The 12,100-nt window shown below is 69.1% G+C and carries 9 protein-coding genes; all 9 read left to right on the top strand.

What is annotated here, in order from left to right; translation table 11 throughout:
* Positions 1-91: 91 nt before the first annotated feature.
* The 9 genes from ABH936_RS10165 (at position 92) to ABH936_RS10125 (ending at position 11,893) form a co-directional block, all read left to right on the top strand.
* Positions 92-1,192 (top strand): HoxN/HupN/NixA family nickel/cobalt transporter, encoded by a 1,101-nt coding sequence (locus ABH936_RS10165; RefSeq protein WP_404603194.1) that lies wholly within the window; start codon positions 92-94, stop codon positions 1,190-1,192.
* Between the two features lie 9 nt (positions 1,193-1,201).
* Complete coding sequence (locus tag ABH936_RS10160) at positions 1,202-2,152, top strand: bifunctional riboflavin kinase/FAD synthetase (RefSeq protein ID WP_074039843.1); 951 nt, start codon at positions 1,202-1,204, stop codon at positions 2,150-2,152.
* Positions 2,149-3,279, top strand: coding sequence for a rod shape-determining protein RodA (gene rodA, locus ABH936_RS10155; RefSeq protein ID WP_404603193.1), 1,131 nt, complete (start codon positions 2,149-2,151; stop codon positions 3,277-3,279). The genes ABH936_RS10160 and rodA overlap by 4 nt, the downstream gene beginning before the upstream one ends.
* 64 nt (positions 3,280-3,343) lie before the next feature.
* A complete protein-coding gene (locus ABH936_RS10150) occupies positions 3,344-5,185 on the top strand; it encodes an AMP-dependent synthetase/ligase (RefSeq protein WP_404603192.1) in 1,842 nt (613 codons plus the stop codon).
* A 204-nt stretch (positions 5,186-5,389) separates the two neighbouring features.
* The gene (locus tag ABH936_RS10145; protein WP_404603191.1) at positions 5,390-6,814 is read left to right on the top strand and encodes a DUF6421 family protein; all 1,425 of its coding nucleotides are present in this window, start codon (positions 5,390-5,392) and stop codon (positions 6,812-6,814) included.
* A 10-nt stretch (positions 6,815-6,824) separates the two neighbouring features.
* A complete protein-coding gene (locus tag ABH936_RS10140) occupies positions 6,825-7,928 on the top strand; it encodes a low specificity L-threonine aldolase (RefSeq protein ID WP_062257591.1) in 1,104 nt (367 codons plus the stop codon).
* A 56-nt stretch (positions 7,929-7,984) separates the two neighbouring features.
* Positions 7,985-9,988: a TIGR03960 family B12-binding radical SAM protein gene (locus ABH936_RS10135; RefSeq protein WP_404603190.1), complete on the top strand. Its 2,004-nt coding sequence runs from the start codon at positions 7,985-7,987 to the stop codon at positions 9,986-9,988.
* A gap of 58 nt (positions 9,989-10,046) precedes the next feature.
* Positions 10,047-11,060 (top strand): OpgC domain-containing protein, encoded by a 1,014-nt coding sequence (locus tag ABH936_RS10130; RefSeq protein WP_074039850.1) that lies wholly within the window; start codon positions 10,047-10,049, stop codon positions 11,058-11,060.
* An 83-nt stretch (positions 11,061-11,143) separates the two neighbouring features.
* Positions 11,144-11,893 carry a TIGR03936 family radical SAM-associated protein gene (locus ABH936_RS10125; protein WP_074039851.1) on the top strand — a complete coding sequence of 250 codons (750 nt, stop codon included), beginning with the start codon at positions 11,144-11,146 and terminating at the stop codon, positions 11,891-11,893.
* Positions 11,894-12,100: the final 207 nt, after the last annotated feature.

The following is a 12,100-nucleotide window of genomic DNA, read 5'->3' as shown; positions in this document are numbered from 1 at the left end:
CCGCGACGCACGCCACGCTCACCCAGGTGCGAAGCTGTCGCACCGGGCGGTAAGGTGACGCTGCAACGCACGACGAGACGAAGGATGGGCGATGAGCCGTCTGACCGGCTGGTGGCACGGGTTCAACGCCCACGAGAAGCGCTCGATCCTCGGCATGGCGGGTTTCGTCGCGCTGCTGCACGTCGTGGGGTGGGGGGTGCTCGCGTTCGTCGTCGAACCGCAGAACCTGCAGATCACCTCGGACGGGCACAAGCAGCTGTTCGGCATCGGCCTCGGCCTCACCGCCTATACCCTCGGCATGCGTCACGCCTTCGACGCCGACCACATCGCGGCCATCGACAACACGACGCGCAAGCTGCTCACCGACCGTCGCGAGAACAAGCCCGTGTCGGTCGGTTTCTGGTTCTCCCTCGGCCACTCGAGCGTCGTGTTCACGATGTGTCTGCTGCTCGCGCTCGGGATCAAGGCCATCGCCGGGCCGGTGAAGGACGACGACTCGACGCTGCACCAGTGGCTCGGCGTCTTCGGCCCGACGGTCTCCGGCGTCTTCCTGTGGGTCATCGGCATCCTCAACTTCATGAGTCTCATCGGCATCGTGCGCGTCTGGCGCGGGGCGCGTGAAGGCCGCCTCGACGAGCAAGCGCTCGAGGGGCATCTCGATGGCCGCGGATTCTTCGCCCGCATCCTGCGGGGCGCGACGAAGTCGATCACGAAGCCGGTGCAGATGTACCCGACAGGGTTCCTGTTCGGCCTCGGCTTCGACACGGCCACCGAGATCTCGCTGCTCGTCCTCGCGAGCGGGGCGGCGGCCTTCGCGCTGCCGTGGTACGCGATCCTCACCCTGCCGATCATCTTCGCCGCCGGCATGAGCCTGCTCGACTCGATCGACGGCATCTTCATGTCCCGCGCCTACGAATGGGCCTTCGCCAAACCGCTGCGACGGCTCTACTACAACGCGACCGTGACGGGCCTGTCGGTGTTCGTCGCCCTCGTCATCGGCACGATCGAACTGGCCGGCGTCGTGAGCGACAAGTGGAACATCACGAGCGGCCCGGTCGCCTGGCTGGGTTCGATCCCGCTCGACTCGGTCGGGTACGTCATCGTCGCGCTCTTCGTGCTGACGTGGGCCGGCGCGCTCGCCGTGTGGCGTCTCGCACGCATGGACGAGCGAGAGCTGTCCACGGGCGGATAAGGTGGCGTCGTGCTGCGCCTGACTGATCCCCACGACCTGCCCGCCGACTTCGGGCCCACCGTCGTCACACTCGGAAACTTCGACGGCGTCCACCGCGGCCACGCCGCCGTGATGCAGCGCGTCGCGGAAGAGGCTCACGCCCGTGGGCTCAAGAGCGTCGCTGTGACGTTCGAGCCGCACCCCCTCGCCGTCCTCGCGCCCGACAAGGCGCCCGAGATGCTGACGGGCATGAAGGACCGGCTGTTCCTGCTCGAACAGCTCGGCCTCGACGCCGTCGTCGTCATGCCGTTCACCCGCGAGCTCGCCGCGCAGACGCCGCGCGAGTTCGTCGAGGCGACGTTCGTCGACGCCCTGCATGCGCGCTGCGTCGTCGTCGGCAAGGACACTCGCTTCGGCGTGAAGAACTCCGGCGACATCACGACGCTGAGCGAGCTGGGGGGCGAGTTCGGTTTCGACGTCATCGCCCTCGACGACGTCGGCCCGGGCGTGCGCTGGTCGTCCTCGCAGGTACGCGAACTCATCGCGGGCGGCAAGGTCGATGAGGCCGCCGAGGTACTCGGGCGCAACCACTGCGTCGTCGGGGAGGTCGTCAAGGGCTTCCAGCGCGGGCGCGAACTCGGTTTCCCGACGGCCAACCTCGCGCGGGACGCCGAGGGCGTCGTCCCCGCTGACGGTGTGTACGCGGGGTGGCTCGTGCGTCGCTCGCTCGCCCAGGACGACCCCGAATACCGCTTGCCCGCCGCCATCAGCGTCGGCACGAACCCGACGTTCGACATCCCCGAGCGCACGGTCGAGGCGTACGTCCTCGACCGCACCGACCTCGACCTGTACGGCGAGATCGTCGCCGTCGAGTTCGTGCAGCACCTGCGCGGCAACGTAAAATTCGACTCGATCGAGGCACTGATCGAGCAGATGACGCGCGACGTCGAGGCGGCACGCGACCTGCTCGCGCCTGCGTGAACGCAGCGCGACGCGAGCCGCGACGCGTCCTCGCCGACCTCGCACGCCTCGACCTCGGCCTGCTGACGGCGGCGGCCGGCCTCACCGTCATCGGCATCCTGCTGACGTGGTCGGCCACCGCACACGTCTCCGGCACCGCCTTCGCCGTGCGCGGCGTCATCAACGCCGTCATCGGAGTGGGCCTCGCGGCGCTCATCATGCGCCTCGATCCGCGGACGTTGCGCGCGCTCGCCCCGGCGATCTACCTCGTCGCGTTGCTCGCCCTCCTCGCCGTCCTGACACCGCTCGGCAGCACGATCAACGGTTCGCGCTCGTGGATCGAAGTGCCCGGCTTCTCGATCCAGCCGTCGGAGATGGCGAAGGTCGCGCTCGCCGTGGCGCTCGCGTCCGTCCTCGCCGACCGCGACGACCCGCGCCCCCTCGGCCTGCGGCAGCTGCGGTTGCCGCTCGCCGTCGTCGCCGTGCCCCTGGCGCTCATCATGCTGCAACCCGACTTCGGCTCAGCCGTCGTCCTCACCCTGCTCGCGGTCTCGGCGCTGCTCGTCCCCGGGGTGCGACGGCGGGTGCTGCTCGGCGCGGGCACCGCGCTCGCGGGAGTCGTCGCCGTCGCCCTGTTCACCCCCGTGCTCGCGCCGTATCAGCGCGACCGGCTGCTCGCGTTCGTCGACCCCACCGCCGACCCGAGTGGCATCGGCTACCAGGTGGCGCAGGTCAAGACGGCCATCGGTTCCGGGGGGTTGTTCGGTCAGGGCTTGTTCGAGGGACGCTCGACGCAGGGCGGGTTCATCCCGTTCCAGTACACCGACTTCGTATTCTCCGTCGCGGGGGAGGAGCTCGGGTTCGTCGGGGCCGTGGGCGTCATCTCGCTGGAGCTGTTCGTCGTCGTCCGCATGCTGCACGTGGCGCGCCGCTCGGAGGACGATTTCGCGCGCCTCGTCTGCGTCGCGCTCGCCGGATGGTTCCTCGTCCAGACGCTCGAGAACCTCGGGATGAACCTCGGTCTCATGCCCGTCACGGGGGTGCCGCTGCCGTTCGTCTCGTACGGTGGATCGAGCATGTTTTCGTGCTGGGCCGCCATCGGGCTCATCGGAAACGTCCAAATGACCCGCCGCTCTCGCCTAGGGTGAGGGCTACACCGAAGAAAACTGGCGAGTAACCACTCTGCCGAGTTGCGACTGGAGGCGCCTACCCATGGTCATGAACATCGCCGACGAGAAGTTCGAGCGCGATCTCATCGACAACCGAGCCCACAGCGTCGCGCATCTGTTCATCGACCGCGTCGCGAAGTCGGGCCAGGACGAGGCGTACCGCTTCCCGCAGGGCGGCGCCTGGAAGTCGATGACGTGGGCGCAGACCGACACGCACGCCCGTCAGATCGCGGCGGGCCTCGTCGCGCTCGGCGTGGACGCTGAGGACCGCGTCGCCATCGCCTCCTCGACCCGCTTGGAGTGGGTCCTCGCGGACCTGGGCAACATGCTCGCCGGCGCGGCGACGACGACCGTGTACCCGACGAGCCAGCTCGCCGACGTCGTCCACATCCTCACCGACTCGGGCTCGCGCGTCGTGTTCGCCGAGGACACCGATCAGGTCGAGAAGCTGCGTAGCGGGCGCGAGCAGATCCCCGACGTCGTCAAGGTCGTCGTCTTCGACGGCGAGGGTGACGGCGAGTGGGTCATGACGCTCGACGAGCTGCGCGAGCTCGGCCGCACCCGTCTCGAGGAGACGCCCGACGTCATCGACGACCGCGTCGCCGGCATCAAGCCGCAGCACCTCGCGACCCTCATCTACACCTCGGGCACGACGGGCAAGGCGAAGGGTGTGCGCCTGTCGCACGACTGCTGGACGTACGAGGCGTCCGCCGTCGACTCGACCGGTCTGCTCAACGCGGGTGACGTGCAGTACCTGTGGCTGCCCTTGTCGCACGTGTTCGGCAAGATGCTGCTGTGCCTGCCGATCCAGGTCGGTTTCCCGACGGTCGTCGACGGTCGCGTCGACAAGATCATCGACAACCTGCCCGAGACGCAGCCGACGTGGATGGGCGCCGCGCCGCGCATCTTCGAGAAGGTGTACGGCAAGATCAACACGATGATGGAGGCCGACGGCGGCGCGAAACTCAAGCTGTACCGCTGGGCCGTGGAGGTCGGCACGAAGGTGGCCAACGAGCGCGCCGACGGCCGCGAGCCGTCCGGGCGTCTCGCGATCGAGTACAAGTTGGCCGACAAGATCATCCTGTCGAAGATCCGCGCCCGCTTCGGCGGTCACGTGCGCTACTTCATCTCCGGTTCGGCGGCGCTCAACAAGGACATCGCGCTGTGGTTCTCCGCGATCGGTCTGCCGATCCTCGAGGGCTACGGCCTGTCGGAGTCGTCGGCGGCGGCGAGCGTCAACCGTCCCTACCTCGGCGCGAACCAGGTCGGCACCGTCGGTTGGCCGCTGCCGGGCACCGAGTTCAAGCTCGGTGAGGACGACGAACTGCTCGTCAAGGGTCCCGGCGTCATGCAGGGCTACTGGAACCTCGAGCGCGAGACCGCCGAGGTGCTGACGGACGGCTGGTTCCACACCGGTGACATCGGTGAGATCGCCGAGTCGGGCCACATCCGCATCACCGACCGCAAGAAAGATCTGTTCAAGACCTCGAACGGCAAGTACGTCTCGCCCGGCGCCATCGAGGCGATGTTCAAGGGCGTGTGCCCCTACGCCTCGAACCTCGTCGTCGAGGGCGATGGCCGCAAGTTCGTCTCCGCGATCATCACGCTCGACGAGGACGCCATCGCCGAGTGGGCCGAGAAGAACGGCATGGCCGGCAAGAGCTACCGCGACGTCGTGACGAGCGACGCGTGCCGGGAGATGGTGCAGGGCTACGTCGACGAGATGAACCTGCGGCTCAACCGCTGGGAGCAGATCAAGCGTTTCATCATCCTGCCGCGCGACCTGTCGGTCGAGGAGGGTGAGATCACCCCCAGCATGAAGATCAAGCGCCGCGTCGTCGTCAAGAAGTTCAAGGACGACCTGGACGAGCTCTACACCGACTGACGCCCGCCCGCCGCGCGGGCCGACGAACGGGGCATTCGAGCCGATGACGCTCGGGTGCCCCGTTCGCGTGCCCGCACGCGCGCCGAGTCCGCGCAGGTCACGTGTGCCTCAGGTCATCACCACCCTTCGTCTCGCGATAGTGTGAGGGGCGTCAAGTCCCTTTGCCGCTTACATCGGCTCGCACTCAGCGATCGGAGGTTGTCCATGTCCAGTGCCCAGCTGCTCACGTCCACCCGTGAGGTCAAGGCCGTCGTCGGGGAGCCCGAGGTCGTCGAGGACACCACCGCGTGGAGCGGGCTCAAGGCCGCATGCGAGGCCATCGCCGCGATGCAGGTCAAGGACGGCTCTCTCGCCCCCGAGGCTGACGCCGGCGCCGCAGGCGCCGAGCTCGAGCGCGCCGTGACGGCGATCGAGGCGCTCGCGCCGTCGTTCCCGCACGACGCCGCCTACCTCGACGCGCTCGTCGTCGACCTGCACCGGTGGGCCGACGACGGTTTCGGCGTGCCCGACTTCCTCGACTCGCTCGTCGCATTCGACCCGCAGAACCAGCGCGAGGACGGCGTTCGCCACCTCGTCGTGTTCCCGATGTACACCCAGAACGGTTCGCCGAACCGTCACCTCGAGGCCGTCCTCGTCGAGGTGATCTGGCCGGAGTTCATCGACACCCTCGAGCGCGAGTACGAGAACCCGCTGTTCGTGCCGCTGCGCTTCGTCGACTTCACCTCCGGCTACGACACGAACTCGGCCGTGCTGTTCCCCGAGACCGTCGCGACGCGTGAGACGCCCGTCTTCACCTGGGGTGCGATCTTCCAGGACCGTGAGGCAGCGCGCTACCGGCGCGTCGTCAGCGAAGCCGCGCGCATCACGAAGCTCGAACTGCCGAGCGGGGCGCAGGCGATGCTCGAGGATCAGTCGCTCACCGAGGCGACCTTCATCATGTGGGATCTCATCCACGACCGCAGCCACATGCGCGGCGATCTCCCGTTCGACCCGTTCATGATCAAGCAGCGCATGCCGTACTTCCTCTACTCGCTCGAGGAGTTGCGCTGCGACCTCACGGCGTTCCGTCACTGCGTCGACCTCGAGCGTCGTCTCGGCGAGCGCGTCGTCGCGGGGGAGAACCTGACCGCCGTGGAGCGTGACACGCTGACGCATGCGCGCGGCGTGCAGTACGCCGTCCTGCTCGACCGCATCTTCCGGTTCGCGCTCACCGGCGGCCGTGTGCGCAACTACGACGGTCTCGGCGGGCAGCTGCTGTTCGCGTGGCTGCACCAGCGTGGCGTGATGAACTGGACGGACTCGAAGCTCACGGTCGAGTGGTCGCGCCTGCCCGCCTGCATCATCGAACTCGCCGACGCCGTCGACGAGCTGTACTGGCGCTCGATCGACCGCCCCAAGGTCGCGCACTGGCTCGCGGCGTACGAGCTGATCCGTTCCGTTCTGACGCCGCACCCGGCGTCGGTGTGGGCGCGCGGGCTGCCCGACGAGGTGCTCGCGGGGCCGCCGAAGGGCTACACCGACGCGGTGCTCGACGACGAGTTCCCGCTGTCGATGTTCTTCGAGGCGCTCGAGCGCAAGATGGCGCCCGTCATCGCCTCGACGCGAGGCATCACGGGCCGCGATGACTGAGGAGACGACGATGAAGCACGAACCGTTCGAGGCGCTGCACGACACCGCGCGGCGCGACTTCGCGTCCGACAACTACGCGGGGATGCACCCCCGCGTCGTCGAGGCGCTCGCCGCGGCCAACGGCGGCCACCAGGGCGCCTACGGTGCGGACGACTACACGCAGCGGCTGCAGGAGGTCGTGCGGGGCCACTTCGGTGACGACGCGATCGCCTACCCGGTCTTCAACGGCACGGGCGCGAACGTCCTCGCGCTGCAGTCGATGCTGCCGCGCTGGGGCGCCGTCATCGCCGCGACGACGGCGCACATCCATGTCGACGAGGGTGGCGCGCCGGAGCGCACCGGCGGGCTCAAGCTGCTCACGGTCGAGACCGAGGACGGCAAGCTCACCCCAGAACTCATCGACCGCGAGGCATGGGGTTTCGGGGACGAGCACCGCGCCCAGGCCGGCGTCGTGTCGATCACGCAGTCGAGCGAACTGGGTACGCTCTACACGCCCGACGAGATCGCCGCGATCGCCGAACACTCGCACCGATTGGGGCTGAAGGTGCACCTCGACGGCGCGCGGTTGTCGAACGCCGCCGCCGCGCTGGAGGTGCCGCTGCGCGCCATCACGACGGACGCCGGCGTCGACGCCATCAGCCTCGGTGGCACGAAGAACGGCGCGATGCTCGCCGAGGCCGTCGTGGCGCTGACGCCCGAGGCGTGTGCGGGGCTCGGGTTCTCGCGCAAGTTCCTCATGCAGCTGACGTCGAAGATGCGCTTCGTCTCCGCGCAGTTGCTCGCGCTCTACGACGGTGAGCTGTGGCGCGAGAACGCGACGCAGGCCAACGCTGCGGCGCGGCGCCTGCGGGCCGGGATCGAGGCCGAGCAGGCGCGCGGTGCGCTCGGTGAGGTCGCGTTCACGCAGCCGACGCAGGTCAACGCCGTCTTCGCGACGCTGCCGGCCGACGTCGCGAACCGACTGCGCGAGAGCTACCGGTTCTACGACTGGGACGAGGCGCGCGGCGAGGTGCGCTGGATGTGCTCGTTCGACACCCGCGACGAGGACGTCGACGCGTTCGTCGCCGCGCTCGTGGCGGCGTCACGCCGTGGAGGTGAGACGGGCAGCGCCTGAGCGGGCGCCCCGGCGACGATTGGGCGCTCGTCCTGGGCCGAACTACCCTGGTGGACATGTCTGGTGAGTCTGTCTTCCACGATCTCGAGCCGCTGCTGGAGCAGGTGAACAAGCCGATCCAGTACGTCGGTGGCGAGCTCAACGCCCAGGTCAAGGACTGGAACTGCGGCGGCTACGGCCCCGACGGACAGGAGCTGACGACGCGCTGGGCCCTCATGTACCCCGACGCCTACGAGGTCGGCGTGCCCAACCAGGGCGTCATGATCCTGTACGAAGTGCTCAACGAGCGTGACGACGCGCTCGCCGAGCGCACCTACTCCATGTGGCCGGACATGGAGGCGAAGATGCGTGAGGCGGGCGTGCCGCAGTTCACCGTCGACGGCCACCGCAGCGTGCGCGACTTCGACGTGCTCGGCATGTCGTTCTCGACCGAGCTCGGCTACACGAACATGCTGACGGCGCTCGACCTCGGCGGAATCCCCCTGCACGCCGACGAGCGCACGATCGACGACCCGATCGTCCTCGCGGGCGGGCACTCAGCGTTCAACCCCGAGCCGATCGCCGACTTCATCGACGCCGCCGTCATCGGTGACGGCGAAGAGGCCGTCCTGCTCATCACCGACATCATCAAGGAGTGGAAGCTCGCCGAGCGCCCCGGCGGGCGTCGCGGGCTGCTGCTCGAACTCGCGCGCACGGGCAGCGTCTACGTGCCGTCGATGTACGAGGTCGACTACCTGCCCGACGGGCGCATCCAGCGTGTCGTGCTGAGCGAGGAGGCGCACGGTGTGCCGTGGCGCGTCGCGAAGCACACCGTCATGGATCTCGACGAGTGGCCTTACCCGAAGCAGCCGCTCGTGCCGATGGCCGAGTCCGTCCACGAGCGGATGAGCGTCGAGATCTTCCGCGGCTGCACGCGTGGTTGCCGTTTCTGCCAGGCCGGCATGATCACGCGCCCCGTGCGCGAGCGTTCGATCACAGGCATCGGCGAGATGGTCGAGGAGGGCCTCGCCGCGACCGGCTTCGAGGAGGTGGGCCTGCTCTCGCTGAGCTCCGCCGACCACACCGAGATCGCCGAGATCTCCAAGGGCCTCGCCGACCGCTACGAGGGCACGCAGACGGGTCTGTCGCTGCCGTCGACGCGCGTCGACGCGTTCAACATCGACCTCGCCAACGAGCTGACGCGCAACGGCCGCCGCTCGGGTCTGACGTTCGCGCCCGAGGGCGGCAGCGAGCGCATCCGCAAGGTCATCAACAAGATGGTCTCCGAGGACGACCTCATCAACACCGTTGCCGCCGCATACGGCGCGGGCTGGCGTCAGGTGAAGCTGTACTTCATGTGCGGCCTGCCCACCGAGACCGACGAGGACGTCCTGCAGATCGCCGACATGGCGCGCCGCGTCATCGAGACCGGGCGCCAGGTGAGCGGCCGTAAGGACATCCGCTGCACCGTCTCCATCGGCGGGTTCGTGCCGAAGCCGCACACGCCGTTCCAGTGGTGCGCTCAGCTGTCGGCCGAGGCAACGGACGAGCGGCTCAAGAAGCTCAAGGACGCCATCCGAGCCGACAAGAAGTTCGGTTCGAGCATCGGCATGCGCTACCACGACGGCAAGCCCGGCATCGTCGAGGGCCTGCTGAGCCGCGGCGACCGCCGCGTCGGCGCCGTCATCGAGGCCGTGTGGCGTGACGGCGGTCGCTTCGACGGCTGGAGCGAGCACTTCAGCTACGAGCGCTGGATGGAGCAGGCCGACGCGGTCTTCGCCGCCTCCGAGCACCCGATCGACGTCGACTGGTACACGACGCGTGAGCGCGGCGAGCTCGAGGTGCTGCCCTGGGATCACCTCGACTCCGGTCTCGACAAGGACTGGCTGTGGCAGGACTGGCAGGATGCCCTCTCCGAGGAAGAAGTCGACGACTGCCGCTGGACGCCGTGCTTCGACTGCGGCGTGTGCCCGCAGATGGACACCGACATCCAGATCGGCCCCACGGGCAAGACGCTGCTGCCGCTCACCGTCCTCGGTGAGGGTGCGAAGAAGTTGGCCGCCGCGGACCACGCGCACTGACGTGGGCGCGGCTTCATGACGATGCGACTCGTCTCGACGGGGCGCCGGTGAGACGCCGATGAGCCCACGACGTGCTCGCCGCGGCGTCCACAGGCGCGATGCGCGCGTCGACATGCTGCGCGGGCTCGCCCTCGTGTCGATGTTCGTCGCCCACTGCGCCCCGGACGACGGCCCGTTCCGACTGGCGGCGTTGACCGAGTTTGCGACGGCGCCGTTGTTCGCGCTTCTCATCGGCATCAGCGCGATGCTCGCGGACCGGGGCAACGCCGGGCTGACCGTCGCGTTCGTCCGGGCCGGGGTGCGCGCGGCCGTGCTCGTCGCGCTCGGGTTGTGGATCGAGCCGTGGGGTGCGCAGGTCGACGTCGTCCTCGTCTACCTCGCCCTGCCGACGCTGCTCGCGCCCCTGCTGGCGCGGCTGCCCGACACGGTGCTGCTCGGGATCGCCACGATGTCGTGGGCTGCCGCACCCGCCCTGCTGAGCTGGGGCCGCACCCGCAGCACCGAGGCTCTCGTCGCCGGCGACGGCGTGGGCCACCGTTTGTGGGACGTCGTGGTCGCGGGGCCGCACTACCGCCTGACGACGCTGCTCGTCTTCACCTGCCTCGGCATCGTGCTGTGGCGCTGGACGCGCGCCGTCCCCGCGTGGAGCGCGGGCCTGGCGGGCCTCGTCGCACTCGCAGGGGCCGCGTTGCTCATGGCGGCGAAGACGTCGGGGCGCCTCGCGTTCGAACCGTACGACGGCAGTCACCTCGAGATCGTGCTCGAGGCGCTGCTCGTCGGGGGATTCGCGCTCGCCTGGTTCGCCGTCGTGCCGGAGCGCTTCTGCCTGCCGGCGCTCGCCGCCGCGGGGTCGATGACGTTGAGTGTCTACGTCCTGCAGATCGCCTACCTCGCCTGGTACGTGCGTGAGCTGCATCCCGGCGAACGCGACGACGCGTGGGGCAACGTCGGCGTCCTGTGCGTCGGCGCCCTCGTGTTGCCGATGGCGTGGCGCTCGCTGGTCTCGCGCGAACCGTGGTCGCGTGGGCCCCTCGAGGGCGCGACGGCCGCCGTCACCCGCGGCATCCGCTGAATCGCGTGCCTCGTCGTGCCGGCGAGCCGGCGAGCCAAGTGACGATGCGGTGATCCGCGCGCCCTTGCGTCGACGGTAGGCTCGTGCTCGTGGCACGTCAGCGAGTTCCCGAAGGTCCGCCCCCCGCACCCGCCGTCCAGAAGGTCTCGGTGAGGTACGCCAAGCGCGGACGTCTGCGTTTCTCCTCAACGCGTGACTTCCAGCGCGCCCTCGAGCGTGCCGTGCGTCGCGCGGGGGTGCCGATGGCGTTCTCCGCAGGCTTCCACCCGCACCCGCGTATCTCGTACGCGAACGCCGCGCCGACGGGGGCCGCCTCCGAGGCCGAGTACTTCCAGCTGCAGTTGACGCAGCAGTGCGACCTCGAGGCGCTGCGCGCAGCGCTCGACGAATCGTTGCCGCATGACATGGCCGTGCTGCGCGTCGTCGAGGCCGCACCGGGAGCGCTCGCCGACCTGCTCCAGGCCAGCGTGTGGCAGCTCGACTTCGAAGGCGTCACGCTCGAGACGATCACCGACGCCGTGGCGACGTTCATGGATCGCGCCGAGCTGCTCGTCACCCGCATGACGAAGTCGGGTGCGCGCGAGTTCGACGTGCGTCAGGCCGTCCTCGCCTCCGACGTCGTGCTCGTGCGCGCCGGCGATGCCGACGGGCGTGACCTCGTGCGCTGGACGATGACGATCCAGCACACGACGCCCGCGGTGCGCCCCATCGACGTCATGACCGGTCTCACCGAGCTGACGGGCCTGCAGGTGCCGCGTTCGCCGCTCATGACGCGTCTCGCGCAAGGCGTCCTCGAAGCCGACGGCCGCGTCATCGACCCGTTCGACGCCTGAGACCTCCATCCGAACGCAGCCCCCGGGCGGGAGGCGTCGGTCGGGAGGCGCAGCGTGGGGGAGGCGCTGTGACGCCATGTGGACACGAGGCCGCCGGCCTGCCGACACCCGTGCGATGACTGTGCGATAATGCGGATGGAACGTGCAGGTCTCACAGAGCCTGCCGCTCCCGCAGAACCTTCCGACCGCGCCGTCGGAGCGCAGGTG

This window comes from Dermacoccus sp. GAS27A (assembly GCF_044909235.1).
Taxonomy (GTDB): Bacteria; Actinomycetota; Actinomycetes; order Actinomycetales; family Dermatophilaceae; genus Dermacoccus; species Dermacoccus nishinomiyaensis.
Note: the sequence above shows the minus strand (reverse complement) of the source record. Positions and strands in the feature narration are given on the sequence as shown.

Excerpts from the sequence above, each read along its gene's own strand:
- ABH936_RS10165 (WP_404603194.1), top strand. The coding sequence starts at position 92 with ATGAGCCGTCTGACCGGCTGGTGGCACGGGTTCAACGCCCACGAGAAG.
- ABH936_RS10150 (WP_404603192.1), top strand. The coding sequence starts at position 3,344 with ATGGTCATGAACATCGCCGACGAGAAGTTCGAGCGCGATCTCATCGAC.
- ABH936_RS10145 (WP_404603191.1), top strand. The coding sequence starts at position 5,390 with ATGTCCAGTGCCCAGCTGCTCACGTCCACCCGTGAGGTCAAGGCCGTC.
- ABH936_RS10140 (WP_062257591.1), top strand. The coding sequence starts at position 6,825 with ATGAAGCACGAACCGTTCGAGGCGCTGCACGACACCGCGCGGCGCGAC.
- ABH936_RS10135 (WP_404603190.1), top strand. The coding sequence starts at position 7,985 with ATGTCTGGTGAGTCTGTCTTCCACGATCTCGAGCCGCTGCTGGAGCAG.
- ABH936_RS10130 (WP_074039850.1), top strand. The coding sequence starts at position 10,047 with ATGAGCCCACGACGTGCTCGCCGCGGCGTCCACAGGCGCGATGCGCGC.